Origin of the sequence: Microbacterium sp. NPDC056003 (genome assembly GCF_042274785.1) — a bacterium.
GTDB lineage: Bacteria > Actinomycetota > Actinomycetes > Actinomycetales > Microbacteriaceae > Microbacterium.
Window position 1 is genome coordinate 478,808 of the sequence record NZ_JBHJXQ010000002.1, and the last position, 24,949, is coordinate 503,756.

A 24,949-nucleotide genomic window follows, 5' to 3' on the forward strand; every position below is an offset into this window, starting at 1 on the left:
CGAGCCTCAGGCGGCCGAGGCCGATGGGACGGAGCGCAGGCCCTCGACCACCGAGGCGGCGAGCTCGCGGGCCGCGAGGCGCGTCTCGGGGTGCAGGTCGCGGAACACGATCGCGCTGCCCGCGGCGATGTGGGCGTCGTACGGCATGCGCACCACTCCGCGCACGCGGGTGCGGAAGTGCGATTCGAGCTCCTCCAGTTGCACCAGCGGAGTGCCCGGGCGCGAGTTGTTCAGCACCACGATCGCGTTGCGCACCTTGGCCGCGTGCCCGTTCGTCTCGAGCCACGTGAGCGTCTCGGATGCCAGCCGGGCCTCATCGACGCTCAGGCCGGCGACGATCACGAGCTGGTCGGCGAGCTCGAGAGTCGCCTCCATGACGGAGTGGACGATGCCGGTGCCGGTATCGGTGAGGACGATCGAGTAGTAGTGCGCGGCGAGGCCGGCCACGTCGCGGTAGTCGGAGTCGCTGAAGGCCTCGGACACGCGCGGGTCGGAGTCCGACGCCACGACGTCGAGGCGCGTCTCGTCGCGCGCGACGATGCCCGACAGGTCGTTGAAGCCCACGACCTCCCCACGGATGCGCACGAGATCGCGGACGGTCTTGCCGCTGGAACGGGCGATGCGCTCGGCGAGCGTACCGCGGTCGGGGTTCGCGTCGACGGCGATGACCCGGTCGTCGCGTGCGTCGGCCAGCGCCATGCCGAGGAGCGTCGTGACCGTGGTCTTGCCGACGCCGCCCTTTCGCGAGACCACCGGAACGAACCGGGCGCCGCCGGCGAGCGGTGCGGCGATGCGGCGGTCGAGCTCCTTGCGAGCGCGAGCGCGCTTGCCGTCGCCGAGGTTGATTCGACGGCCGGAGATCGAGTACACGAGGTGCTGCCAGTAGCCCTCGGGCTCGGAGCGCACGATGTGGTGCGGGTCGAGCAGGCGGTCGGCAGTGAGCAGGTCGGCGGTCTCGCGGTCGGCCTCGAACTCCCCCAGGCGCTTCGACGTCAGGGTGACGTCGGGGCGCGGGTAGCCCGCGCGCTCGACCGCCTGCGGGCGGTCGGCGGCCTCGCTCTGCGCGGCCGGGCGGGTGGCGGGCGCCGGGGCGGGCACAGCGGTCGCGGCGGCGGCGGGCGCGGCGGCGGCGGGCGCGGTGATGTCGTCGAACGACGATGCGGGAGCGGATGCCGCGGCCGCCGGGGTTCCGTCGGGGGCGGCGATCACCTCGGTCTCTTCGAACACCTCGTCGGCGTCGGCGATGTCTTCGATGGGCTCCCAGTCCGCGGCTTCGTCCTCGACCGTCCAGTCCTCCGCACCTGCGGCGGTCTCGACGATCTCGGCCTGGGCCGTGTCTGCCGGGATCTCGACCACGAACGGAACCTCGTCGCCGATGACGTCGTCGTCGACCAGGTCGTCATCCGACCCGGACGGCATCTCGACGCTCACCTGCGCGGTCGCCCCGTTCAGGATGCCGAAGCCCGCGGTCTCGAGGCTGCCCGTGTCGGACAGCACGCCGTTCTCGGATTCTTCGGGCGTGTGGTCGGGTCGATCAGGCGTCACTGCGGAGTTCTCCAAGACAGGGGAGGCGATTTCGGGCGGGTGCCACCCTCCAGATTACTGCGCAGGACGTATGACGACCAAAAGGTCGCCGGCGTCGACCTGCTTCGTCTCGGCGATCGCGAGGCGCTCGATGACGCCGTCGACGGGCGCGGTGATGGCCGCTTCCATCTTCATCGCCTCGATCGACGCGATCGGCTGACCCGCGCTGACGGTGGCGCCGACCGCGGTCTTGACCGTGACGACGCCCGCGAACGGCGCGGCCACCTGACCGGGCTTCGAGGTGTCGGCGCGCTCTGCCTGCACGACGTCGACCTTGATGCTGCGGTCGCGCACGAACACCGGCCGGAGCTGGCCGTTGAGCGTGGTCATGACGGTGCGGATGCCCTTCGCGTCGGCTTCGCCGATCGCCTCGAGGCCGACATAGAGCTGCACGCCCGGGTCGATCTCGGCCACGTGCTCCTCCCCCGGCTTGAGACCGTAGAGGTAGTCGGGAGTACCGAGTGCCGACAGATCGCCGTACGTCGCACGGTTCTTCTCGAACTCGCGGGCGGGCGCCGGGAACAGCAGCCGGTTCAGCGTGCGTCGGCGGTCGGCGCCGTCGCCGGCCAGCCCGGCGCGCTCCTCGTCGGTGAGCGGCGGCACGCCGATGGACACCTCGCGGCCTTCGAGCACCTTGGTGCGGAAGGGTTCGGGCCATCCGCCCGGCAGATCGCCCAGCTCGCCGGCCATGAACCCGACGACCGAGTCGGGGATGTCGTAGTTGCGCGGGTTCTGCTCGAAGTCGGCAGGGTCGGCCTTGGCCGCGACCAGGGCGAGGGCCAGGTCGCCGACGACCTTGGACGACGGCGTGACCTTCGGGATGCGACCGAGGATGCGGTCGGCCGCAGCGTACATGTCCTCGATGAGCTCGAAGTCGTCCGCCAGGCCGAGCGCGATGGCCTGCTGGCGGAGGTTCGACAGCTGCCCGCCGGGGATCTCGTGGTGGTACACGCGACCGGTGGGCGAAGCCAGGCCCGACTCGAACGGCCGGTAGAGGTGACGGACGCCCTCCCAGTACGGCTCGAGGTCGCTCACCGCCTGCAGGCTGAGCCCGGTGTCGCGGTCGGTGTGCGCCAGCGCGGCGACCAGGGCCGACAGCGACGGCTGGCTGGTGGTGCCCGACATGGGTGCGGCCGCGGCATCCACGGCATCCACTCCCGCGGCACTTGCCGCCAGCAGCGTCGCGAGCTGTCCTCCGGCGGTGTCGTGCGTGTGCAGGTGCACCGGCAGGTCGAACCTCTCGCGCAGCGCGGTGACGAGCTTCGCTGCGGCGGCGGGACGGATGAGCCCCGCCATGTCCTTGATCGCGAGGATGTGTGCGCCCGACTCGACGATCTGCTCCGCGAGCCGGAGGTAGTAGTCGAGGGTGTAGAGCTTCTCCGACGGATCGAGCAGGTCGGACGTGTAGCACAGCGCGACCTCGGCGATCGCGGTGCCGGTGGCACGCACGGCGTCGATCGCCGGGCGCATCTGCGACACGTCGTTGAGCGCGTCGAAGATGCGGAAGATGTCGACGCCGGTGGTCGCCGCCTCCTGTACGAAGGCCTGGGTCACCTCGACCGGGCGCGGCGTGTAGCCCACCGTGTTGCGTCCGCGCAGGAGCATCTGGATCGGGATGTTGGGCATCGCGGTCCGCAGCGCCTCGAGGCGCTCCCACGGGTCTTCGGCGAGGAAGCGCAGCGCGACGTCGTACGTCGCACCGCCCCACGCCTCGACCGAGAGCAGCTGCGGCGTCATGCGCGCGACGTGGGGACCGACGCGCACGAGGTCGCGCGTGCGCACCCGGGTCGCGAGCAGCGACTGGTGCGCGTCACGGAACGTCGTCTCGGTGACGGCGAGGGCGCTCTGCTCGCGCAGCGCACGGGAGAAGCCCTCGGGCCCGAGCTCGCGCAGCCGGTCGAGCGTTCCCGCCGGCGGTGCGGCCGCCAGATCGATCGCGGGCAGCTTGCTGCCGGGCGAGACCGACACCGGCTTCTCGCCGTACGGCCGATTGACCGTCACGTCGCCGAGCCACGCCAGGAGCTTCGTCGCACGGTCGCGCGACGGGTTGCTCGAGAGCAGCTCGGGGCGCTCGTCGATGAACGACGTGCTCACGTCGCCGGCCACGAAGGCGGCATCGTCGAGCACGGCACGCAGGAACGGGATGTTCGTCGCGACGCCGCGGATGCGGAACTCGGCGAGAGCGCGGCGGGCGCGGGCGACGGCGGCCGGGAAGTCACGGCCGCGGCACGTCAGCTTCGTGAGCATCGAGTCGAAGTGCGGGCTGATCTGCGAACCCGCGGCCGTCGTGCCGCCGTCGAGGCGGATGCCGGCGCCACCCGGCGACCGGTACGTCGTGATGCGTCCGGTGTCGGGGCGGAAGCCCTGTGACGGGTCCTCGGTCGTGATGCGGCACTGCAGCGCGGCGCCGCGCAGCTGGATGCGGTCCTGCGTGAGGCCCAGATCGGCGAGCGTCTTGCCGGCGGCGATGAGCATCTGCGACTGCACGAGGTCGACATCGGTCACCTCCTCGGTGACGGTGTGCTCGACCTGGATGCGCGGGTTCATCTCGATGAAGACGACCTCGCCGGCACGAGGGCCGGCCGTCTCGAGCAGGAACTCGACCGTGCCGGCGTTCTGGTAGCCGATCGACCGCGCGAACGCGACGGCGTACCCGTGCAGCGCGTCGCGGACCTCGGGGTCGAGGTTCGGGGCCGGGGCGATCTCGATGACCTTCTGGTGGCGGCGCTGCACCGAGCAGTCGCGCTCGAAGAGGTGCACCGTCTCGCCGGACGTGTCGGCGAGGATCTGCACCTCGATGTGCCGCGGGCGCTGCACCGCCTGCTCGAGGAAGACGCGGGCGTCGCCGAACGCGCTGCCCGCCTCGCGCATGGCCTCGGCGAGGGCGGGGGCGAGCTCGCCGGGCTGCTCGACGCGGCGCATGCCGCGGCCGCCTCCGCCCGCGACCGCCTTCACGAAGATGGGGAAGCCGATGTCGTCCGCCTGCGCGAGGAGCGTGTCGACGTCGTCGGACGCCTCGGTCGAGCGCAGCACCGGAACGCCGGCGGAGACCGCGTGGTGCTTCGCGGTGACCTTGTTGCCTGCCATCTCGAGCACCTGGGCGGGCGGGCCGATGAAGGCGATGCCGTTCGCGGCCGCCCTGTCGGCGAGGTCGGGGTTCTCGGAGAGGAAGCCGTAGCCGGGGTAGATGGCGTCAGCGCCGGACTCCTTCGCGACGCGGATGATCTCGTCGACGTCGAGGTAGGCGCGGACCGGACGCCCCTTCTCGCCGATCTCGTAGGACTCGTCGGCCTTCTGCCGGTGGAGCGAACCACGATCCTCGAACGGGAACACTGCAACCGTGCGCGCACCGAGTTCGTAGGCGGCGCGGAAGGCTCGGATGGCGATTTCGCCTCGGTTCGCGACGAGGATCTTGCGGAACATTCGACCTCCGGGTGCGGCAGTGCGTGCGGGCCTGAGTGTGTTCTCAGCCTAGGGGACGGTAACGTGGTGCCTTGTGCACGTCCTTTCCGTCAGCTCGCTCAAGGGAGGCGTCGGCAAGACGACCGTGACCCTCGGACTCGCGTCGGCGGCCTTCGCCCGCGGTGTCCGCACGCTCGTCGTCGACCTCGACCCGCAGTCCGACGTCTCGACGGGCATGGACATCCAGGTGGCAGGCCGCCTGAATGTCGCCGATGTCCTCGCGAACCCCAAGGAGAAGACGGTCCGCCAGGCCATCACCTCCAGCGGGTGGGCCAAGGTGCACCCGGGCACCATCGACGTCATGATCGGCAGCCCCTCGGCGATCAACTTCGATGGGCCACACCCGAGCGTCCGCGACGTGTGGAAGCTCGAAGAGGCGCTTGCGACGATCGAAGCCGACTACGACCTGGTCCTCATCGACTGCGCACCGTCGCTCAACGCCCTCACGCGCACCGCGTGGGCGGCCAGTGACCGCGTGATCGTCATCACAGAGCCCGGCCTGTTCTCTGTCGCCGCCGCCGACCGCGCCCTCCGCGCGATCGAGGAGATCCGCCGCGGCCTCTCCCCCCGCCTCCAGCCGCTCGGCATCGTCGTCAATCGCGTGCGCCCGCAGTCGATCGAGCACCAGTTCCGCATCAAGGAGCTCCGCGACATGTTCGGTCCGCTCGTGCTCAGCCCGCAGCTGCCCGAGCGCACCTCGCTCCAGCAGGCGCAGGGCGCCGCCAAGCCGCTGCACATCTGGCCGGGCGACTCGGCGCAGGAGCTCGCAGCCGACTTCGACTCGCTGCTCGACCGCGTGATGCGCACCGGGCGCATCCCCGTGCCGGGCGAAGCGCGCGCCTGATCCGCCGGACCGGACCGCGTCAGAGCGGCCCGAGGGCGCCTGCGCCCCGCCGTACCTCGAAGACCAGCTGCGTCTCGGTCTTGGTGACCGCCGGATGGCTGGTGATGTGCTCGAGGATCAGGTCGCGCAGGCGCTCGGGACTCGCCACCGCCAAGTGCAGATGGAAGTCGTTGTCGCCGGCGACGTGCACCACCGACAGCGCCCCCGGGATCTCGACCAGCCGGTCGAACAGCTCGTCGATGTGGACGCGGCTGTGACTCGAGAGGTGCACCTGCACGACCGCCTGGATCGGGCGCCCGATCGCCGCAAGGTCGATGCGGGCGCTGATGCTCGAGATGACGCCGCTCTCGCGCAGCGCGCGCACCCGATAGGCGCACGTCGACTCGGCGAGTCCGACACGCGCCGCCAGCGCCGCGTTGGTCATGCGCCCGTCCTCGACGAGTGCGGCGAGGATCGCGCGGCCGAACGCGTCGAGCGAGACCGCTTGCGGATTCTTCGAAGACGAGACCACCGGATGCCCCCACTCTGCGGATTCTGCAATCACCGATGACGATACGGCATCACAGTCGCGATTCCACTTGCCTGGGACTGCGATATCGCCGACGATCAGGGCATGACACCGAACTCGCTGCACCCTGACAGCCTTGCGGTGCACGCCGGCCGCGAAGACCTCGCCGAGCTCGGAGTGCACGCGCTCCCCCTCGACCTCTCGTCGACGAACCCGCTCCCCGGCATCGACGTCGGCGGTCTCTCCTACGAGGTGCTCGCCACCGGCGGCCACCCGTTCGAGGGCGGGTCGAACGTCTATGCCCGGCTGTGGAACCCGACCGTCGCGCGGTTCGAGCAGGCGCTCGCCCGGCTCGAGCACGCCGAGGAGGCCGTCGCATTCTCGTCGGGCATGGCCGCCGTCACCGCGGCGCTCCTCGCGCTGTCGCACGAGCAGGGCAAGCGTCATGTCGTCGCCGTGCGCCCGCTGTACGGCGGCACCGACCACCTGCTCGCATCGGGCCTGCTGGGCGTCGAGGCCACCTACTGCACTCCGGATGCCGTGGCCGCCGCCGTGCGTCCCGACACCGCCCTGGTCATCCTCGAGTCCCCCGCGAACCCGTCACTCGAGCTCGTGGACATCCGCGCGGTCGTCGCCGCCGCGGGAGACGTGCCCGTGCTCGTCGACAACACGTTCGCGACGCCCGTGCTGCAGCATCCGCTCGATCTCGGCGCAGCCATCTCGCTGCACAGCGCGACCAAGTACCTCGGCGGTCATGGCGACGTCGTCGGCGGCGTCATCGCGTGCGACGCAACGACCGCGGCGGCTCTGCGCCGCACGCGCGCCATCACGGGCGCGATCATGCACCCGCTCGCGGCCTACCTGCTGCACCGCGGCCTGACGACGCTGCCCGTGCGGATGCGCGCGCAGCAGGAGGGCGCCCGCGCGGTGGCGACCTGGCTGACGACGCGTCCCGAGGTCGCCCGCGTCCACTTCCCGGAGTTCGCCGAGTGCGACCCCCAGGGCCTCATCGGCACGCAGCAGTCGGGTCCGGGCGCGATGATCGCGATCGAGCTCGCCGGCGGCTTCGACGCCGCGAGCGAGCTGACCGCCGCCGTCGAGCTCTTCACGCATGCCGTGTCGCTCGGCAGCGTCGACTCGCTCATCCAGCACCCCGCAGCGCTCACCCACCGCCCGGTGCAGTCGGAGGCCAAGCCGTCCGACGCGCTGGTGCGCCTGTCGATCGGGCTCGAGAACCCCGACGACCTGATCGCCGACCTCGACCAGGCGTTCGCCCGCTCGCGGGTCCTCGAGCGCTCGGCGGCCGAGCGCGTCTGACGCCGAAGCGGCATCCGGAGACGGAAAGGGCGGGCTCCCCACACGGGGCCCGCCTTCTTCGTCGGCGCTCGAGCCGCTACGCGGAGCGTGCGGCGCGTCGTACCGCGAGCTCGTCGAGCGCGTCCGGCGCCTGCGCCTCGAAGGCCACGAGCTCGGTCTCGACCTCGCGCAGCACCTTGCCCACGGCGATGCCGAAGACGCCCTGACCGCGGCTCACGAGGTCGATGACCTCGTCGTTCGACGTGCACAGGTACACGGAGGCGCCGTCGCTCATCAGCGTCGTGCCGGCGAGATCGCGGATGCCGGCGGCACGGAGCTGATCGACGGCGGTGCGGATCTGCTGCAGCGAGATGCCGGTGTCGAGCAGGCGCTTCACGAGCTTGAGGACGAGGATGTCGCGGAACCCGTAGAGCCGCTGGGATCCGGATCCGCTCGCGCCGCGCACCGTCGGCTCGACGAGCTCGGTGCGGGCCCAGTAGTCGAGCTGGCGGTAGGTGATGCCGGCGGCGCGTGCTGCCACCGCACCGCGGTAGCCGACCTCGTCGTCCATGGCGGGGAGTCCGTCGGTGAAGAGGAGCTCCGCCACGAACGGCTCATTGTCGGCCGCTTCTCGAGCAGTCATGCTCGCCCCCCTCCGGACTCGGATACTTCTACGCTAGATGAGCCACCCCGCTCCGTCTACGACATCGGCACCTACGGCCTCGGCGTGTCGCGCGCTCGGCGGCTGGGATCGCTCAGGTGAGCAGCCGGTCGAGCGCCGAACGGACGAAGATCGCGCGCACCTCGTCGAGCCGCTTGGCCAGCTCCGGAGCGAGTTCTCCGGCGCGGCCCCGGGAAGAGGCATCCGTCCGCCGCAGCAGAGGCGAGAGCGCCTGCTCGACCAGGGCGACGTCGCGCTCGGCGTTCTGACGCAGCGCGCGCACGTGGCGCGGCTCGATGCCGTGGCGGTCGAGCGCCACGAGCGCCCGGAGCAGCGCGACGGTCTGCTCGGTGTACGAGTCGGAGCCGACGATCACACCGGTGCTGATGGCGTCGTTGAGCAGCTGGGGCGCAGCGCCCGCGGCGGCGAGCATCTCGTCACGGCGGTACCGGCGCGGCGCGGGCACGATCGACGGCGGCGAGACCGCTGTCGGCGTAGCCGGCTCGCGCCCGGCGTCGACGTCCTCGAGGTACTCGCGGATGACGACGAGCGGCAGGTAATGGTCGCGCTGGAGCGTGAGCGCCAGGCGCAGCCGCTCGAGGTCGGCCTGTGAGAACTTGCGGTAGCCGGACTCGGTGCGCACGGGCGTGACGATGCCCTGCACCTCGAGGAAGCGGAGCTTGCTCGAGGTCAGCGACGGGAACTCGGGCGACAGGCGCGCGAGGACCTGGCCGATGCTGAGAAGCCCCGCGGACGACGATCGTTCGCGGGCGGATGCAGCCGGCATCACCCGTCCGCGGACTGAGCGAGATCGGCCGGCGAGACGAAGAAGTTGAGGCGGAACTTGCCGATGCGCAGCTCGGCGCCGTTGCGCAGGACCGCGCGGTCGACCCGCTCGCCGTTGACGTACGTGCCGTTGAGCGAGCGCTGATCGACGAGCTCGAACGAGGTGCCGGTGCGCGTGATCTCGGCGTGACGGCGCGAGACCGTGACGTCGTCGAAGAAGATGTCGGCTTCGGGGTGCCGGCCGACCGTCGTCACATCGGTGTCGAGCAGATAGCGGGCCCCGGCGGTCGGGCCGGATCGCACGAGGAGCAGCGCAGCGCCGGTGGGAAGGGCGTCGATCGCCTCGAGCTCGGCAGTGGCCAGCTCACTTCCGAACGGCACGAACGAGAGGTCGGAATCATGTCCGAAGGTCTGCGTCGTGTCGGTCCCGCGATCGGACTCGGCCGACTCGGGGTGTGCACCGGATGCCCGGCGGATGTCGCCCTCGTCAGGTCGGCGGTGTTCCTCCACGGTGATCCTCCTCTGCGTGCAAGCCTATCCGATCACCTCGCCGGCGAAAGGGCGGGAATCGGCTCGACGCGCGGATCCGCTTTGTTTCGCCTCATGTCGGGCCGCGTGCTTCGGGCGTGCCGCCGACCTAACGTGGTGAACACCGAAGCTACGAGAAGGAGCCCCACCGTGTCGAGCCCGCACCGCCACATCCCGCCCCTCCAGGTGCGTGAGCGTGCGGCGTGCATGTGCGACCGGGGCGACGCGTGCTCCTCGTATGCGCCCGGGCACGCGCTGCACCTCATCCAGTCGCGCCTGGCGTCGGCGACGCCTTCGGACTGGAGCGACGCGATCGTCGAGTCGGCGGATGCCACGACCGGCACCATCGTCGTGCGGGATCTGACGAGCGCCTCCCCCATCACGGTGTGGAACGGCGCGGGCGCGGCACGCGTGCTCACGCCCGGCACGCCGGTGGCGGTCCACGGCCGCTACAGCGTGCTCGCGGTGGGCCGCGAGCACTTCAACATCGCGCGGTGAGGCCGCGGCTCAGGCCGCCTTCATGATCATGTCCCTGACGGCCATGCAGGCGTCCATGCAGGCCTTGCACGACTGAGCGCACATCTTGCAGACCTCGCTGTGGTCGGCGTGCTCCATGCATTCGTCCATGCAGGTCTGGCACATCGCGATGCAGGCGTCGAGCATCGCCATCATCGATGCCGGTGTCATCCCCTGCATCCGCATCATGGCGCGCATCATCGTGTTGCACATGTCCGCGCAGTTCATGCACGCGGGGGCGCACGACATCATCTGCGTGGAGCACACCGTGCACGCCTGCTCGCAGGCCGAGCAGGCGTCCATACAGGCCTGCAGCACCGACATGTCCATCGTCGCCATGCCGGGCATCGACATCATGTCCTTCGACATGGCGTCCATCATCATGGAGTCCATCTGCCCACCTCGCTTCCGTGTTCGTCCGCGGGCAGGGGTGCCCGCCTGCGGTCAGGCTACTCGCGCGTCCGGCGGCTGAGAAGGTCTTGGCTAGGGTGAATCATGTGATGTCACAAGGAATTCACACGGCCCTCCCGGCCCGCGCCCTCGCCCTCGCGGCGGCCCTGCTCGTGGCCTTCGCGCTGCTGCTGGTGCCGGCATCCCCCGCTCACGCGCACGACGAGCTCATCGGCAGCACTCCCTCCGCCGGCTCGACCGTCGAGGCCGTTCCGGCGCAGCTGACGCTGACGTTCAGCGGTGCGATCGCGACCGATGCAGGGGCCTCGGACGTGGCGGTGACGGATGCCGCGGGCGCATCGCTCATCGACGGCGCTCCGACCGCGCAGGACAACGTGCTGACCCAGCCGCTCACGGGCGAGGCATCCGGTGAGATCACCGTTCTGTGGAAGGTCGTCTCGAGCGACGGCCACCCCATCTCGGGCCAGTTCGCGTTCACCGTGACGTCCGGGCCCACGCCGACACCGACGGACACCGCCACGCCGACGCCGACGCCGACCGAGACGTCCGAGCCGACCCAGGAGCCCTCCGCGTCGCCGTCGGCCACCGTGCCGGCGGACTCCGGCACGACCGGCTCCGACGTGTGGCCCTGGGTGCTCATCGGCATCGTGGTGATCGCCCTCGGCGGCGGCATCACGTACCTGCTCGTGTCGCGCGCACGCCGCGAGAAGGCCCTCGCCGACAACCGCGAGCGGGCGCGCGGAGGGGCTCCCCGGCCCGACTCCGACGCCTCCGCCGAGCGATAGGCTTGCAGTCATGCCCCATTACGACGTCGCTATCCTCGGCGCGGGCCCCGGCGGGTACGTCGCGGCCGTCCGCAGCGCACAGCTCGGCCTCTCCGTCGCCATCATCGAAGAGAAGTACTGGGGCGGTGTCTGCCTCAATGTCGGCTGCATCCCCTCGAAGGCCCTCCTGAAGAACGCCGACCTCGCGCATCAGTTCACCCACAAGGCCGATCTGTTCGGCATCTCCGGTGACGTGAAGTTCGACTTCGGCGTGGCGTGGGACCGCAGCCGCACCGTGGCCGAGACGCACGTCAAGGGCATCCACTACCTGATGAAGAAGAACAAGGTCACCGAGTACGAGGGGCGCGGTTCCTTCACCGGACCCAACGCCATCACGGTGACCAAGGCCGACGGGTCCACCGACGAGGTGACCTTCGACAACGCGATCATCTCGACCGGCTCCAAGGTGCGCCTGCTGCCCGGCGTCGAGCTCGGCGGCAACATCGTCACGTACGAGGAGCAGATCCTCGCCCGCGACCTGCCCGAGTCGATCGTCATCGTCGGCGCCGGCGCCATCGGCATGGAGTTCGCCTTCGTGATGGTCAACTACGGCGTCAAGGTCACGATCATCGAGTTCCTCGACCGTGCGCTGCCCAACGAAGACGCCGACGTCTCGAAGGAGATCGCGCGGCAGTACAAGAAGTACGGCGTCGACATCCTCACCTCGACCAAGGTGGAGACCGTCACCGACCAGGGCGACAAGGTCACCGTGACCTACACCGCCAAGGACGGCACCGCCGGCTCGATCGACGCCGACAAGGTCATGATGTCGATCGGCTTCGCCGCCAACGTCGAGGGCTTCGGCCTCGACAAGACCGGCGTGAAGCTCACCGATCGCGGCGCGATCGACATCGACGACCACATGCGCACCAACGTGCCGCACATCTACGCGATCGGCGATGTGACCGCCAAGCTGCAGCTGGCCCACGTGGCCGAGGCGCAGGGCGTGGTCGCCGCCGAGACCATCGGCAAGGCCGAGACGATGACGCTGGGCGACTACCGCATGATGCCGCGCGCGACGTTCTGCTCGCCGCAGGTGGCCTCGTTCGGCCTCACCGAGCAGCAGGCGCGCGACGCCGGCTACGACGTCAAGGTCGCGAAGTTCCCGTTCTCGGCCAACGGCAAGGCCAACGGCCTCGGCGAGCCCGTCGGCTTCGTCAAGCTCATCGCCGACGGCGAGCACCTCGAGCTTCTCGGCGGCCACCTCATCGGACCCGACGTGTCGGAGCTCCTCCCCGAGCTCACCCTCGCGCAGAAGTGGGACCTCACCGCCCTCGAGGCGGCCCGCAACGTCCACACCCACCCGACCCTGTCGGAGGCTGTGCAGGAGGCGTTCCACGGCCTCGCCGGCCACATGATCAACCTCTAGGTCATCCGATCGACACGAAGGCCCCGGCACTGCGCCGGGGCCTTCGTCGTCACCGGTCGCCGGACGGGCGCCGCAAGGCGGAACGGGCCGCGCCGCGCCGTCAGTGCCCCAGCGCTCGCGCGAGTTTCGAATCGGATGCCGCGGCCCGCGCGCCGGCGGCGTGCGCCGTGTCCGCGACCGCCGCGAAGAACACCCGGCGCTGCTCGGGATCGGCGGGCCCGGCAGGGCCGAGCTCGATCTCCCACTCGTGCCAGTCGTGCTCGATCCCCGAGCGCTCGTCGCGCGTCCGCACGTGGTCGTCCGCCACCTCCGCCACGACCTCACCCGCAGGCGAGAGCAGGAAATACGCGACGCGCTCGTTGCGGATGCGGGCGAGCGGTGTGAGTGCCGCGTCACCGACGACCGTCTCGAGCTCCGCGCGGGCGCCGACCGGCACCTCGTCTGCCTCGCCGAGCGGCCAGTGCAGCTCGACGCGTCCGCCATCCGCCCCGCGCGGGCCCTTGATGTGCCAGCCGGCGTCGGGCCCGCCGGTGCGACGCCGCAGGGCGTAGCCGGCACGAGCCAGTGCGACATCGGCGGTGTCGAGGTAGGTCGCGTCGAGCGACCGCGGCTCGCCTGCGCTCACCGATGCGACGCCCGGCAGCCCCGACCAGTCCGGCAGGGCCACGCCGTCGTCGACGTCGAACTTCAGCTCGATCTCGACCGTGCGCGAGGGCGCGGTCTCGGGACGGGGGTCAGCGCCGCTCACTCGCCGAGTCGGTGTAGGGGTCGATGTCGTCCTGCGCCTCGACGAACCAGAACTCGGCCTCGGTCGGGCCGTCGGCCTCCCCGGTGCGCTCCAGCTCGCCCTTGCGGGCGTAGACGACCTGCGTCTCGCTGTACGGGACGATGAGGCGGTCGAGGTCGGGGTTCTCGAGCGGCAGGAGCTGCCCGTCGAGCGGACCTCCGTGAAGTCGTGCGATAGCCATGTGCCGAGCCTAGACCCGCGCCGGGGCGCGAGACCCGCCCTTGACGCGGGCGTTTCCCGCGTTGCGGTGACCCCACGAGTGCAAGCGTTTTCATCTTCTCGCCCTAGAATCACTCGCGTGAAGGCCATCCGAACGTTCACCGTCCGCCCTGTCCTCTCCGAAAACCTCGCCCCGCTCGACCGCCTCGCGTCGAATTGGCGCTGGTCATGGAGCCGCGCGACCCACGCCCTCTTCGCCTCGATGGATCCGGCGCTGTGGGATGAGGTGGGCGCCAACCCCGCGCGCATGCTCGGCGCTCTGGGCCAGGAGCGCCTCGACGAGCTCGCGCGCGACGATGCCTTTGTTCAGCGCGTGCACGCCGAGGACGAGCGCCTCACCGCCTATCTCGACGGCGACCGCTGGTTCCAGCACCTCGACGGGCCCAAGCCTGCGCACATCGCCTACTTCTCCCCCGAGTTCGGGGTCGACGGATCGCTCCCCCAGTACTCGGGCGGACTCGGCATCCTTGCCGGCGACCACCTCAAGAGCGCCTCCGACCTGGGCGTGCCGCTCACGGGCGTCGGACTGTTCTACCGTGCCGGCTACTTCCGCCAGTCCATCGGCGACGACGGCTGGCAGCGCGAGAGCTACCCGCTGCTCGACCCGTACGGCCTCGGCCTCACGCTGCTGCGCGAATCCGACGGCTCCCCCGTCGAGATCGCCCTCGACCTCCCCGCCGACCGGCGCCTGCACGCGCGCGTGTGGGTGGCCGACATCGGCCGCATCCCGCTGCTGCTGCTCGACTCCGAGACGCCCTCGAACTCGGAGGAGATGCGACGGGTGACCGATCGCCTCTACGGCGGCGGCGGCGAGCACCGCCTGCTGCAGGAGCTCCTCCTCGGTGTCGGCGGCGTGCGCGCGGTGCGCGCGTTCTGCCGCATCACCGGCCGCCCCACGCCGGACGTCTACCACACGAACGAGGGGCATGCCGGGTTCCAGGGACTGGAGCGGATGTCCGAGCTCATCACCCACGACGGTCTCGCCTTCGACGCGGCGCTGGCGCAGGTGCGGGCATCCACGGTCTTCACGACGCACACCCCCGTGCCCGCCGGGATCGACCGCTTCCCCCGCGACCTCATCGCCGACTTCCTCGCGAGCGGGCTGTTCCAGAACCTCGACGCGGGCCGCGCGATCTCGCTCGGTCTCGAGACGTGGGACGGCGGCGACCAGGGCGTCTTCAACATGGCGGTGCTCGGCCTGCATCTCGGCCAGCACGCCAACGGCGTGTCCGAGCTGCACGGCGAGGTCAGCAGAGGAATGTTCGGGATGCTGTGGCCCGGCGTCGACACCGACGAAGTGCCCATCACCTCGATCACCAACGGCGTGCACGCCCCGACCTGGGTGCACCCCGCCCTCAAGGCGGTCAGCGAGCGCGCGTTCGGCGACGCCCACACCGACGCCCATGACTGGACGAACCGCGAGGCCGTTACCGACGCCGAGCTCTGGGGCGTGCGCCAGCAGATGAAGGGCGAGCTCGTCGCCGAGGCTCGGCGGCGCGTCGCGGCCGGCGTCGGCAACGGCCACACCCCGTCGTGGATCGCGGATCTGCTCGACCCCGAGGTGCTGACGATCGGCTTCGCGCGGCGCGTGCCGACGTACAAGCGGCTCACGCTCATGCTGCGCGACCCCGAGCGGCTGACGAAGCTCCTCACCGACCCCGAGCGCCCGGTGCAGATCGTGATCGGCGGCAAGTCGCACCCGGCCGACGACTCGGGCAAGATCCTCATCCAGCAGCTCGTGCGCTTCAGCCGCGACCCGAAGGTGCGCGGGCGGATCGTCTTCCTGCCCGACTACGACATCTCGCTCGCCAAGGGCCTCTACCCCGGCTGCGACGTCTGGCTCAACAACCCGCTGCGTCCGCTGGAGGCGTGCGGCACCAGCGGCATGAAGGCCGCGCTCAACGGCGTGCTGAACCTCTCGATCCTCGACGGATGGTGGGACGAGTGGTACGACGGCGAGAACGGCTGGGCCATCCCGACCGCCGACACCGCGTCGAACGACGAGGAGCGCGACGATGCCGAGGCATCCGCTCTCTACGACCTCATCGAGCACCAGCTCGTGCCGCGGTTCTACGAGCGTGAGGGCGGTATCCCGCTGCGCTGGCTCTCGATGGTGCGCCACACGATGACCGAGCTGGGCAAGAAGGCGACGAGCGACCGCATGGTGCGCGACTACGTGACGCGCCTGTACGTGCCGGCCGCCGAGCACGACGGCGCCCTGCGCGCCGCCGGCTTCGCCGAGGCCCGTGCCCTCGCGGACTTCGTGCAGCGGGTGAAGGATGCCTGGCCCCGCGTCTCGATCGCCGGTGTCGACTCCTCGGGCATCCCGGCCCAGGCGCAGGCGGGCGACACGCTCGAGGTGCGCGCCGAGGTGCGGCTCGACGGGCTCTCGCCCGACGACGTCGCCGTCGAGCTGGCCTACGGGCGCACGAACGAGGACGACGCGCTCGCGCGCGACCACTCCGTCCACCGGCTCGCACCCGCGGGCCCGGCCGTCGACGGCGTGACGACGTTCACGGGCGCGCTCCCCCTCACGGTGACGGGAACGTTCGGCTACACCGTGCGCGTGGTGCCCTCGCACCCGCAGCTGGTGTCCCCGGTCGAGCTCGGCCTGGTGACCTACCCCGCCTGACCCCGCCTGACCCCGCGCGGGGGCTCCCGACGTCGCACAATCGGAGATCGTCGGCGACACGCCGTCCACCGCGACCCGGCGGCGGCGTGTCGGCCGGGATCTCCGGCACTGCGACGCCGCCGGGGACCCCGGCGGGCGGGCCGTAGGCTTGGGGGGTGAAGCCGTTCGTCCTCCTCGCCACGCGGGCCGAAGACGTCCCCGCCGACGAGGAGTACCAGCTCTTCCTGCGGTACTCCGGGCTCGACGAGCGCGACCTCGTGCGCGTCCGGCTCGAGGCCGAGCCCATGCCGCGCCTCGACCTCGACGCCCTCTCGGGCATCTTCGTCGGCGGCGGGCCGTTCAACGCCTCCGACCCGGCCGAGACGAAGTCGGCGGTGCAGCACCGGGTCGAGGCCGAGTTCCAAACGCTCCTCGACGAGGTCGTCGCCCGGGACTTCCCGTTCCTCGGAGCCTGCTACGGCATCGGCACCCTCGGCACGCACCAGGGCGCCGTCATCGACCGCACCTACCCCGAGCCGATCAGCGTGGTTCCCGTCTCGCTCACCGCGGCCGGGGCATCCGACCCCCTCCTGCGCGACATGCCGCCGCAGTTCGAGGCCTTCGTCGGTCACAAGGAGGCGATAGCGACACTCCCCGCGACGGCCGCGCTGCTCGCCTCGTCGCCCGGCTGCCCCGTGCAGATGTTCAAGGTCGGCGAGAACGTGTACGCCACGCAGTTCCACCCCGAGCTGGACGTCGACGGCATCACGACGCGCATCCACGCGTACGCCGGCTATGGGTACTTCGCCGCCGAGGAGCTCGAGCTCACCCTCGCCGCGGTGCGCCGCGCGGCGGTGTCCCACCCGAGCCGCATCCTGCGCACGTTCGTCGAGCGCTACGCGCGCTGAACCGCGTCTACGTGCGCGCGACGATCAGGTACGTCAGGTACACCGCGTAGGCGACGACGAAGAGGACACCCTCGACGCGGGTCACCCGTCTGCCGGTCAGGAACACCGGGACGCACAGCAGCGACACGAGCACCATGATCGGCATGTCTATGTAGGCGAGGCTCGGTTCGACGGCGACCTGTCCCGGCGCGAAGAAGAGCGAGGCGCCGAGGATGAACGTGAGGTTGAGGATGCTCGACCCGATCAGGTTGCCCACCGCGATGTCGCGATCGTCGCGGATCGTGGCGACGATCGTCGTGGCGAGCTCCGGCGCTGACGTGCCGATCGCGACGATCGTGAGGCCGATCAGCGCATTCGAGACGCCGGCGGCCGCAGCGAGCTCGACCGCCCCGCGAACCAGCCAGTCCGCGCCGAACACGATGACGACGATGCCGAGAGCCAGCAGGGCGGGCTCGACGGCCGCCCACCGCCGACTCCCGTGCACGTCCTGCCTCGGATACTCGTGCTCGTACTCCTCGAGGACTCGCGTCGACTCGCGCCGGGTCAGCAGCACGAGCAGCGCCATGTAGACCAGCGCCGCGACGAACAGCAGCACGCCGTCGAGCACCGACAGCGCCCCGTCGAACGACAGCAGGAAGAGGAGGACGGATGCCACGGCCATGGCCGGCAGGTCGAGCTTGAGCGTCTGCGCGTGCATCACGATCGGCCGGATGGCCGCAGTCATGCCGAGGATCAGGAGCAGGTTCACCATGTTGGTGCCGACGATGTTGCCGATGGCGAGGGAGCCCGCCCCCGACCGCACCGCGTCGATGCCGACGGCGAGCTCGGGGGCGCTCGTGCCGACGGACACGACCGTGAGCCCGATGATGATCGGAGGGATGCCCATCCGCCGCGCGAGCTTCGCACCGTAGCGCACGACCAGCTCGGCTCCGACGACGAGCGCGATGAGCCCCAGCGCGACGACCAGCAACGGGATCATGCGGCCACCGTATCGGCACCTCGCCCGCGCGCCGTCCGGCGTGGGCGCACGGGCTCACGCCTCGAGGATGCGGGTGACGGATGCCTCGCCGGCCGGCTTTTCGTCGGCGAGGCCGGGCCCCAGCCCGAGGTCGACGAGCACGAGATCGCCGCACAGGTCGGGTCCGCGCCCGACGACCAGGCCCGCCTTCACTGCGCCGAAGGTCACCGTCACGGCGGCCGGCAGCACGATGTCGTCGGCGACCCCCGTGTCGGGCTGCAGGCCGCTCGGCAGATCGACGGCGACGGTGCGCGGCATCCCGTCGCCCATCGCGTCGAGCAGGCGCGAAACCGCCTCGCGGGCGGCGCCGCGCAGCGCCGGGTCGGGCGAGGTGCCGATGCCGAGGATCCCGTCCACGACGACGGTGTATCCGGATGCCGCGGCCACGGCCACGGCCTCGTCGACCGAGACCTGCCGCGCCCCGGCCTCGACCGCGGCCACCAGTCCGTCGTGGTGCACGCGGCTCCCGACCGCGAGCACGTCGACCTCGACCCCCTCGCCGAGCTCGGACGCCGCGTACAGGGCGTCGCCGCCGTTGTCGCCGCTGCCCGCGATCACGAGCGCGTGCGGGGCCGAGGCATCCGTCAGTCGCTCTCCGATCACCCCCGCGAGCGCCGTCGCCGCACGTCGCATCAGCGGCTGGCCGGCATCGAGAAGCGGTCGCTCCGCCGCGCGCACCTGCGCCGCGGTGTACGCCGGTACGCGCACGGTCACGCCTGCTTCGCGTCGGCCGCGCGGCGCGACTTCTCGGCGGCCTCGTTCGCGAGGCGCAGCTCTTCGGACGCCACGCGCACGGCGTCCTCGGCGCGCTTGATGCGACGCGCCTCGAAGGACGTGGCGCCGAAGCGCTCGCGCACGCGGTCGGCGTCTTCCGCGACGCCGATGATGATCCAGGTCGAGGCGAGCAGGATCACCTGGGCCGAGAGGTTGAACCACAGCAGCAGCGCGATGAGGGCGGCGAACGACGCGAGGAGCGGGTTCGACCCGGCTCCGGCGACGAACATGCCCGACAGCTGCTGCAGCACGGTGAGGCCGATGCCGCCGATCAGCGCGCCGGTGAAGAGGGTCTTCGGGCGGGCCTTCACGCCGCTCAGCACCACGAAGGCGAGCGCGATCAGGCCTGCGTCGAGCAGGAAGACCACGACGATCGCGAGGGCGCGGGTCGCGGCATCCGCCACGAATCCTTCGATGCCGAGCCAGTCCCCCACCCACCCGATGAACGTGGAGCCGTAGAACGTGACGACGGCCGAGGCCACGAACCCGCCGCCGATGGCGATGGCCAGCAGCAGGTTGCGCAGCATCACCCAGATCCAGAAGACGTCGTCGTGGATCTCGTCGGCGAGCGTGCGCAGCGCCGCCCGCAACGAGCCGATCGCACCGATCGCCGCGCCGACCAGAGCGACGAGCGACAGGATGCCGGTCACCGTGAGGCCGGCGGGAGCCTGGATCTTGTCGACTTCGATGAGTCCGTCCTCGCCGAGCAGTCCGGGGATCGCCGAGTCGACCGCGTCGACGAGCGCCTGCCAAGCTGCGGGATTCCCCGACAGCCACAGCGCCGCGAACGAGAAGCCCAGCAGCACGCCCGCGAAGACCGAGAACAGCGCGCGGTAGGTGATGCTGTCCGCCAGCATCGCTCCGCGCCGCTCGAGGAAGTGGAACCAGACCCGCACCGGCCGGAGACTCAGTGCCCACGCCGTCAGTTTCGCGATGAGGTCAGCCATGTCGCCAGGCTATCCGGGCGCCGTCGGCACTCGACCCGGTTGACACGGCGCCCGAACACGGTGCACACGGCCGGGGTGGTCCGAGTCGCGCCGCAGGCTCAGCCGGTCTGGCCGAGCTCGCCGTAGATCGAGAAGATCGGCATGTACAGCGAGATCACCATGCCGCCGATGATGATGCCGATGCCGACGATGAGGATCGGCTCGATGGAGGCCGTGAGCTGCGAGGTCGCCGTCTCGACCTCGTTCTCGTAGAAGTCGGCGATGCTGCGGAGCATCTCGGCGAGCGTGCCCGACTCCTCACCGACCGAGATCATCTGCGCGACCATCGGCGGGAAGACCTCGGCTTTGGCGAGCGGTCCCGAGAACGACCGGCCCTGCTTGACCGATTCCTGGATCTCGCGCACCGCCTGCTCGATCTTCCAGTTGTTCGATGCCGCGCCCACGATCGAGAGCGCCTGCACCAGCGGCACACCGGCGTCGAGCATCATCGACAGACTGCGGGCGAACCGCGCGACGGCGATCTTGGTGGTCAGCGGACCGACGACGGGGAGCTTCAGCCGCCACGGGTCGACCACCCGGCGCACCTTCTCCTCGCGCCGGTTGCGCACCCACCACAGCCAGCCGGCGACGCCCCCGCCGATCATGATCGGCAGAATCCACAGCATGTTGTTCGACAGCGTCACGAGGATCTGCGTCGGCAGCGGCAGCGCCGAACCCAGGCCCGTGAACATGCCCTCGAAGATCGGCACGACGAAGGTCACCATCGCGACCACGCCGAGGATCGCGATCACGAAGACGATGATCGGGTAGGTCGTCGCCGACTTGATCTTGCCCTGGAGCTCGGCCTCGCCCGCGTAGGTCTCGGCGATGGTCGCCAGCGCCTCCCCGAGGAATCCGCCCGACTCGCCCACCCGGATCATGCTGATCATGAGCGGCGGGTACACATCGGGGTACGCCGCAAGGGCCGCCGAGAACGACGAGCCCGACTCCACGGCTGCCCGCACGCCGACGAGCGAGCTCTGCAGCTTCTTGTCCTCGGCTTGCTCGATGAGAATCGCCAGCGTGCGCATGAGCGGGAGGCCGGCGTTGATCAGCCCGGCCATCTGCTTCGAGAACACTGCGAGCGTGCCGACCTTCACCCGCCGCTCGAACCCGGGGATCGAGACGTCGCGGTTGAGCCCGGTCTTCGAGGTGAGCGTCACCTCGAGTGGCGTGAGGCCCTGCGCGCGCAGCTTCGCCGTGACTCCGTTCGCGCCGGAGGCTTCGAGCGTGCCCTTGACGATCCCGCCGCCCGTGGCATCGATCGCCCGGTACGAGTACTCCTCGATGAGCGCCATCAGTTCGTCCAGCCGACCGACTGCATGTCTGCGTGGGCCGACCACGCGTCGGCGTCGAGGTCGCGCGGGCGCACCCGCACGTCGTCGAACGAGGCGGCGTCGGCCGCGTAGCTCTTCGCGAGCTGCATCGAGATGGATCCGTCCTCGACGAGTCGCTTGAGGTCCTGATCGAGTGTGTGCATACCCAGGCTGCCCCCGGCCTGCAGCATCGAGTAGATCTGGCTGACCTGTCCCTCGCGGATCAGGTTCGCGATGGCGGGCGTATTGACGAGCACCTCGGTGGCGATCACGCGGCCGTCCTCCTGGGCGCGCGGCAGCAGAGTCTGGCTGATGATCCCCTGCAGCGTGTCGCCGAGCTGGGTGCGCACCTGAGCCTGCTGGTCGGGCGGGAAGGCGTCGACGATGCGGTTGATCGACTTCGCCGCGCTCTGCGTGTGGAGAGTCGAGAGCACGAGGTGACCGGTCTCGGCCGCGGACAGGGCGGTGGAGATGGATGCCGGATCCCGGAGCTCACCGATGAGGATGACGTCGGGGTCCTGACGGAGTACGCGCCGGAGGGCCTCGGCGAACGACGCGGTGTCGCTGCCGATCTCGCGCTGATGGATGAGAGAGCGGCGACTCGTGTGCTGGAACTCGACAGGATCCTCGACCGTCACGATGTGCGCGGGGAGCGTGCGGTTGACGACGTCGATCATGGAGGCGAGCGTCGTCGACTTACCCGAGCCGGTCGGCCCCGTCACGAGCACGAGCCCTCTGGGGCGCAGCACGAGATCGCGCGCCGCTGCCGGCACGCCCAGTTCCTCGAGCGGGCGGATCCGGTCGGGGATGAAGCGCATCGCCACGGCGACGTCACCGAGCTGACGGAAGACGTTGACGCGGAAGCGGGCGACCTGCGGCACCGTGTACGAGAGGTCGACCTCGCCATGGGTGCGGAACTCCTCCAGCTGTTCGCGCGACATGAGGCCGCCCACAGCCTCGTCGAGCCAGGCCGACGAGGTGGGCTCGGCCCAGCCGGGGATGCCGGTGAGGTCGCTGTCCACGCGCATGAGCGCTGGCTGGCGAGCCGTCAGGTGCACGTCCGAGGCCCGCGACCGCTGGGCGACGCCGAGCATCGAGGTCAGATCTTCGGATGCGGTCATGTCAGTCCTCCGTGCGTACGAGGGCGAGGGCAGTCACGGTGAGCGTGCCCTCCTCGAGGGTTCCGTCGATGGTGGCGAGCAGGCGGGGTCCGCGGCTGAGCGCGTCGATGAACGCCGCCGCCGACCGGGCGTCAGACACCTCCACGGTGATCGTCACCGGGATCTGCTGCTGCGGTGAGACCGCCGGCTCGGTCTCGGTCGAGGTCTCGCCTGCGCCGGCGCCGGTCGTGGCGTCCGTCGTTGCGTCGGCGGTCTCCGTCGTCTCACCCTCAGCCGGGGCGGTCTCACCCTCGGCAGGCGCGGTGTCGGCCGGGGCGGTGCCGGCGTCCTCGTCGCCCTCGAGGCCGCTGCGCGGCGCCCATGGCTCAGCGTCGGCGGCCACCACGCTCTCGATCGTGGCGCCGGTGACCCGAGCCGAGTCCACGACGATCTGCATGACGTCATCGAGTTGACTGGATGCCGCGATCTGGCGCCGCAGTGCGGTGACGTCGCCGGTGAGGGTCTCGAGCTCGGCCTGGGCCGCGGTGAGCTGCGAGACCCGCACGTCGTACAGCTGATTGGTCTGTGCGACGTTCGCGGTGTCGCTGTCGATCGCTCGCGCCGAACTGTACATCGGCAGCACGACCATCGTCAGGCCGGCGACGAGCAGCGCGACCACCACGACGATGCCGAGCAGGTTGATCATCTGACGGGGGACGTTCACTCCGCCGCCTCCTCGTTGTAGGCACCGGTGTACACCGACTGGTCGAACACGACGCGCAGCTCGTACTCGTACCCGCTCTCGGTCGCCTCGACCTCCCAGCCGTCGGCCTCGAGCACACCCGGCAGGGCTCGCACATTGCGGACGATCGGCACGACGAGTTGCGGGGCGGGACTGGCGACCGTCACGGTGCCGGTGGCCCCGACCTCGAGCGTGGGGTCGTCGCCCTGCGGCATGCCTCCCGGCGCGATGCTGAAGCCGGCGATCACCGAGCCCCCGGGCAGGACACCGCCGATGGCGTTGACGAGTCCTCCGTACCGCATGTCGGTGGCCATCGCCCCGCTGCGGAACGCCGCGAGCTCGGACTGCAGGTCGAGCTGAGCCTGCACGTCCGATAGCGCGGCCATCTGAGACAGGAGGGTCTGCGTGCGGAGGCTCTCGACCGCGAAGCGCTGGGCGGCGGTGAGCTGCAGCCAGAAGACGCCGGCCGTCGCGGCGGCGACGACGAGGATCACCGCGACCAGCGCCAGGATCCAGCGTCGCAGCAAGCGAGCGCTCTGCCGCCGCGCTGTCTCGGACGGCGGGATGAGGTTGACGAAGGGCGTCCCTCCGATGGCGATCGCCGCCGTCTTCGCGATCGACATCAGCGCCCCTCGGTCAGCGCGAGGCCGACGGTCGTGAGCAGATCGAGGCCCACGGTGCCCTGCGGCGCGTCGGTCTTCATCGCGACGATCTCGGCCGCGCCGGCGTAGGCGACCGGCAGCGGCAGGCTGGCCGCGAGCGATTCGCCGACCTCCGGAGCGGATGCGCCCGCACCGGTGAGGATGACGCGGCTTACCGGCACATCGTTGGTACGGCCCGCGTAGAACGCGAGCGTGCTGCGCATGCGGCCGACGAGGTCGGCCAGCGCGGCCTCGGTCATGCCGGCCACGCGCTCGCCGCGCGACGACGAGTACCGGCGACGACGCGGGCCGCCCGATCCGGCGCCGACGCCTACGAGCTCCTCGACCGGCGCCTCGGCCTCTTCGACCGCGGGAGCCGCGGCAGCCTCGCGCTCGCGTACGGCATCGGTGAGGATCTCGAGCGGCAGGATGCGCACGAACCGGGGCACGCCGTCGCGCACGATGACGACGTAGCTGGTGTGGTCGCCGAGGTGCAGTGCCGCGACCGACTCCCCGGGTGCCGCGAGACGGCTCACCCCGCGGGCGAGCCCGAACGGCGCGAGGTCGACGGTGTCGACCGTGAGCTTGGCCTTCCCCACCGCCGTCACGAGCTGTTCGACCGTCTCGGCGACCGCCGCGACGAGCAGTCCGGTGATCTGGTCGCCCTCCTGCGAGGACGCGTAGAAATCGAGCACAGCCTGATCAGCGGGCACGGGCAGGAGATCCTGCACCTGGAACGGGAGCGCCTGACGGAGCAGGTCGGGTCGTAGCGCCTGCGTCGTGTATTCGCGCACGAGAATGCGGCGGCTGCCGATGCCGAGCACCACGCGCCGATGCGAGAACCGCCCGCGGGTCCACAGCTGGCGCAGCGCGAGCGCGACAGCATCCGGATCGAGCACTTCCGAGTCTTTCGCAGCCCCGACGGGCAGCGGCACGGCCCCGTACGCGACGAGGGTCGGGGTGCGACCGGTCGTCACCTCGGCGGCGCGCACGCCCTCCTCGGTTATCTCGAGACCGATGACCGTCTTCGACATGACCCTCTCCTCTCTTGTTCCGCG

General features: G+C 70.7%; 24 protein-coding genes. 7 read left to right on the forward strand and 17 right to left on the reverse strand.

All coding sequences use genetic code 11. The features are described 5' to 3' along the window. Positions 1 to 6: 6 nt before the first annotated feature. Positions 7 to 1,545, reverse strand: a complete 1,539-nt coding sequence (locus ACFC1W_RS11605) for a MinD/ParA family protein (RefSeq protein WP_375992530.1) — start codon at positions 1,543 to 1,545, stop codon at positions 7 to 9. 54 nt (positions 1,546 to 1,599) lie between these two features. Continuing rightward, positions 1,600 to 5,007: a pyruvate carboxylase gene (locus tag ACFC1W_RS11610; RefSeq protein WP_375992533.1), complete on the reverse strand. Its 3,408-nt coding sequence runs from the start codon at positions 5,005 to 5,007 to the stop codon at positions 1,600 to 1,602. Positions 5,008 to 5,080: 73 nt separating this feature from the next. Between ACFC1W_RS11610 and ACFC1W_RS11615 the strand changes: the two genes are divergently transcribed. Beyond that, on the forward strand, positions 5,081 to 5,890 hold the full coding sequence (locus tag ACFC1W_RS11615; RefSeq protein WP_056119365.1) for a ParA family protein: 810 nt from the start codon (positions 5,081 to 5,083) through the stop codon (positions 5,888 to 5,890). Positions 5,891 to 5,909: 19 nt separating this feature from the next. Here the strand turns inward: ACFC1W_RS11615 and ACFC1W_RS11620 are convergent, their stop codons facing one another. Beyond that, entirely contained in the window at positions 5,910 to 6,401 is a 492-nt protein-coding gene (locus tag ACFC1W_RS11620; protein WP_375992536.1) for an Lrp/AsnC family transcriptional regulator, read from the reverse strand. 102 nt (positions 6,402 to 6,503) lie between these two features. Here ACFC1W_RS11620 and ACFC1W_RS11625 point away from each other — a divergent pair, with 102 nt between their 5' ends. After that, positions 6,504 to 7,715 (forward strand): trans-sulfuration enzyme family protein, encoded by a 1,212-nt coding sequence (locus tag ACFC1W_RS11625; RefSeq protein ID WP_375992539.1) that lies wholly within the window; start codon positions 6,504 to 6,506, stop codon positions 7,713 to 7,715. Positions 7,716 to 7,791: 76 nt separating this feature from the next. Here ACFC1W_RS11625 and ACFC1W_RS11630 read toward each other — a convergent pair whose 3' ends face one another. The 3 genes from ACFC1W_RS11630 to ACFC1W_RS11640 form a co-directional block, all read right to left on the reverse strand. After that, entirely contained in the window at positions 7,792 to 8,337 is a 546-nt protein-coding gene (locus ACFC1W_RS11630) for a MerR family transcriptional regulator (protein WP_241110866.1), read from the reverse strand. 112 nt (positions 8,338 to 8,449) lie between these two features. Further along, positions 8,450 to 9,142 (reverse strand): MerR family transcriptional regulator, encoded by a 693-nt coding sequence (locus tag ACFC1W_RS11635; protein WP_375992541.1) that lies wholly within the window; start codon positions 9,140 to 9,142, stop codon positions 8,450 to 8,452. After that, entirely contained in the window at positions 9,142 to 9,651 is a 510-nt protein-coding gene (locus ACFC1W_RS11640; protein ID WP_375992544.1) for an FHA domain-containing protein, read from the reverse strand. The genes ACFC1W_RS11635 and ACFC1W_RS11640 overlap by 1 nt, the downstream gene beginning before the upstream one ends. Positions 9,652 to 9,819: 168 nt before the next feature. Between ACFC1W_RS11640 and ACFC1W_RS11645 the strand changes: the two genes are divergently transcribed. Then, positions 9,820 to 10,167 (forward strand): hypothetical protein, encoded by a 348-nt coding sequence (locus ACFC1W_RS11645; protein ID WP_375992547.1) that lies wholly within the window; start codon positions 9,820 to 9,822, stop codon positions 10,165 to 10,167. A gap of 9 nt (positions 10,168 to 10,176) precedes the next feature. Here ACFC1W_RS11645 and ACFC1W_RS11650 read toward each other — a convergent pair whose 3' ends face one another. Continuing rightward, positions 10,177 to 10,578: a hypothetical protein gene (locus ACFC1W_RS11650; protein ID WP_375992549.1), complete on the reverse strand. Its 402-nt coding sequence runs from the start codon at positions 10,576 to 10,578 to the stop codon at positions 10,177 to 10,179. A gap of 107 nt (positions 10,579 to 10,685) precedes the next feature. On the opposite strand from ACFC1W_RS11650, the gene ACFC1W_RS11655 reads away from it, so the two are divergent. After that, positions 10,686 to 11,381, forward strand: coding sequence for a copper resistance protein CopC (locus ACFC1W_RS11655; RefSeq protein ID WP_375992552.1), 696 nt, complete (start codon positions 10,686 to 10,688; stop codon positions 11,379 to 11,381). Positions 11,382 to 11,391: 10 nt separating this feature from the next. Beyond that, on the forward strand, positions 11,392 to 12,789 hold the full coding sequence (gene lpdA / locus ACFC1W_RS11660; protein ID WP_241110872.1) for a dihydrolipoyl dehydrogenase: 1,398 nt from the start codon (positions 11,392 to 11,394) through the stop codon (positions 12,787 to 12,789). A 100-nt stretch (positions 12,790 to 12,889) separates the two neighbouring features. On the opposite strand, the gene ACFC1W_RS11665 is transcribed toward lpdA, so the two are convergent. Both ACFC1W_RS11665 and ACFC1W_RS11670 read right to left on the reverse strand, forming a co-directional pair. After that, on the reverse strand, positions 12,890 to 13,537 hold the full coding sequence (locus tag ACFC1W_RS11665) for a CYTH domain-containing protein (protein WP_375992555.1): 648 nt from the start codon (positions 13,535 to 13,537) through the stop codon (positions 12,890 to 12,892). Continuing rightward, positions 13,524 to 13,757 (reverse strand): response regulator, encoded by a 234-nt coding sequence (locus ACFC1W_RS11670; RefSeq protein WP_241110874.1) that lies wholly within the window; start codon positions 13,755 to 13,757, stop codon positions 13,524 to 13,526. Before ACFC1W_RS11670 ends, ACFC1W_RS11665 begins: the two co-directional genes overlap by 14 nt. Before the next feature lie 117 nt (positions 13,758 to 13,874). On the opposite strand from ACFC1W_RS11670, the gene glgP reads away from it, so the two are divergent. Both glgP and ACFC1W_RS11680 read left to right on the forward strand, forming a co-directional pair. After that, the gene (gene glgP, locus ACFC1W_RS11675; RefSeq protein ID WP_375992558.1) at positions 13,875 to 16,427 is read left to right on the forward strand and encodes an alpha-glucan family phosphorylase; all 2,553 of its coding nucleotides are present in this window, start codon (positions 13,875 to 13,877) and stop codon (positions 16,425 to 16,427) included. A gap of 155 nt (positions 16,428 to 16,582) precedes the next feature. After that, positions 16,583 to 17,314 (forward strand): glutamine amidotransferase, encoded by a 732-nt coding sequence (locus ACFC1W_RS11680; RefSeq protein ID WP_375992560.1) that lies wholly within the window; start codon positions 16,583 to 16,585, stop codon positions 17,312 to 17,314. Positions 17,315 to 17,321: 7 nt separating this feature from the next. On the opposite strand, the gene ACFC1W_RS11685 is transcribed toward ACFC1W_RS11680, so the two are convergent. From ACFC1W_RS11685 to pilM, 8 genes are all read right to left on the reverse strand, one after another. Next, a complete protein-coding gene (locus ACFC1W_RS11685; protein ID WP_375992563.1) occupies positions 17,322 to 18,293 on the reverse strand; it encodes a calcium/sodium antiporter in 972 nt (323 codons plus the stop codon). A 54-nt stretch (positions 18,294 to 18,347) separates the two neighbouring features. Next, positions 18,348 to 19,046, reverse strand: a complete 699-nt coding sequence (locus ACFC1W_RS11690; protein WP_375992565.1) for an NAD(P)H-hydrate epimerase — start codon at positions 19,044 to 19,046, stop codon at positions 18,348 to 18,350. Further along, positions 19,043 to 20,053, reverse strand: coding sequence for a YihY/virulence factor BrkB family protein (locus tag ACFC1W_RS11695; protein WP_375992566.1), 1,011 nt, complete (start codon positions 20,051 to 20,053; stop codon positions 19,043 to 19,045). Before ACFC1W_RS11695 ends, ACFC1W_RS11690 begins: the two co-directional genes overlap by 4 nt. A gap of 98 nt (positions 20,054 to 20,151) precedes the next feature. Beyond that, entirely contained in the window at positions 20,152 to 21,390 is a 1,239-nt protein-coding gene (locus ACFC1W_RS11700) for a type II secretion system F family protein (protein WP_375992569.1), read from the reverse strand. Beyond that, entirely contained in the window at positions 21,390 to 22,529 is a 1,140-nt protein-coding gene (locus ACFC1W_RS11705; RefSeq protein WP_375992571.1) for a type IV pilus twitching motility protein PilT, read from the reverse strand. Before ACFC1W_RS11705 ends, ACFC1W_RS11700 begins: the two co-directional genes overlap by 1 nt. A 1-nt stretch (position 22,530) precedes the next feature. Further along, positions 22,531 to 23,232 (reverse strand): hypothetical protein, encoded by a 702-nt coding sequence (locus tag ACFC1W_RS11710; protein ID WP_375992574.1) that lies wholly within the window; start codon positions 23,230 to 23,232, stop codon positions 22,531 to 22,533. After that, positions 23,229 to 23,873 carry a hypothetical protein gene (locus ACFC1W_RS11715; protein ID WP_375992577.1) on the reverse strand — a complete coding sequence of 215 codons (645 nt, stop codon included), beginning with the start codon at positions 23,871 to 23,873 and terminating at the stop codon, positions 23,229 to 23,231. Before ACFC1W_RS11715 ends, ACFC1W_RS11710 begins: the two co-directional genes overlap by 4 nt. Next, positions 23,873 to 24,925 (reverse strand): type IV pilus biogenesis protein PilM, encoded by a 1,053-nt coding sequence (gene pilM, locus ACFC1W_RS11720; RefSeq protein ID WP_375992580.1) that lies wholly within the window; start codon positions 24,923 to 24,925, stop codon positions 23,873 to 23,875. The genes ACFC1W_RS11715 and pilM overlap by 1 nt, the downstream gene beginning before the upstream one ends. Positions 24,926 to 24,949: the final 24 nt, after the last annotated feature.

Bases quoted from the DNA above. Each gene is read 5' to 3' on its own strand.
- ACFC1W_RS11610 (WP_375992533.1), bottom strand. From the start codon at position 5,007: ATGTTCCGCAAGATCCTCGTCGCGAACCGAGGCGAAATCGCCATCCGA.
- ACFC1W_RS11625 (WP_375992539.1), top strand. From the start codon at position 6,504: ATGACACCGAACTCGCTGCACCCTGACAGCCTTGCGGTGCACGCCGGC.
- ACFC1W_RS11630 (WP_241110866.1), bottom strand. From the start codon at position 8,337: ATGACTGCTCGAGAAGCGGCCGACAATGAGCCGTTCGTGGCGGAGCTC.
- ACFC1W_RS11635 (WP_375992541.1), bottom strand. From the start codon at position 9,142: ATGCCGGCTGCATCCGCCCGCGAACGATCGTCGTCCGCGGGGCTTCTC.
- ACFC1W_RS11650 (WP_375992549.1), bottom strand. From the start codon at position 10,578: ATGGACTCCATGATGATGGACGCCATGTCGAAGGACATGATGTCGATG.
- ACFC1W_RS11655 (WP_375992552.1), top strand. From the start codon at position 10,686: ATGTCACAAGGAATTCACACGGCCCTCCCGGCCCGCGCCCTCGCCCTC.
- lpdA (WP_241110872.1), top strand. From the start codon at position 11,392: ATGCCCCATTACGACGTCGCTATCCTCGGCGCGGGCCCCGGCGGGTAC.
- ACFC1W_RS11670 (WP_241110874.1), bottom strand. From the start codon at position 13,757: ATGGCTATCGCACGACTTCACGGAGGTCCGCTCGACGGGCAGCTCCTG.
- ACFC1W_RS11685 (WP_375992563.1), bottom strand. From the start codon at position 18,293: ATGATCCCGTTGCTGGTCGTCGCGCTGGGGCTCATCGCGCTCGTCGTC.
- ACFC1W_RS11695 (WP_375992566.1), bottom strand. From the start codon at position 20,053: ATGGCTGACCTCATCGCGAAACTGACGGCGTGGGCACTGAGTCTCCGG.
- ACFC1W_RS11700 (WP_375992569.1), bottom strand. From the start codon at position 21,390: ATGGCGCTCATCGAGGAGTACTCGTACCGGGCGATCGATGCCACGGGC.
- ACFC1W_RS11705 (WP_375992571.1), bottom strand. From the start codon at position 22,529: ATGACCGCATCCGAAGATCTGACCTCGATGCTCGGCGTCGCCCAGCGG.
- ACFC1W_RS11715 (WP_375992577.1), bottom strand. From the start codon at position 23,873: ATGTCGATCGCGAAGACGGCGGCGATCGCCATCGGAGGGACGCCCTTC.
- pilM (WP_375992580.1), bottom strand. From the start codon at position 24,925: ATGTCGAAGACGGTCATCGGTCTCGAGATAACCGAGGAGGGCGTGCGC.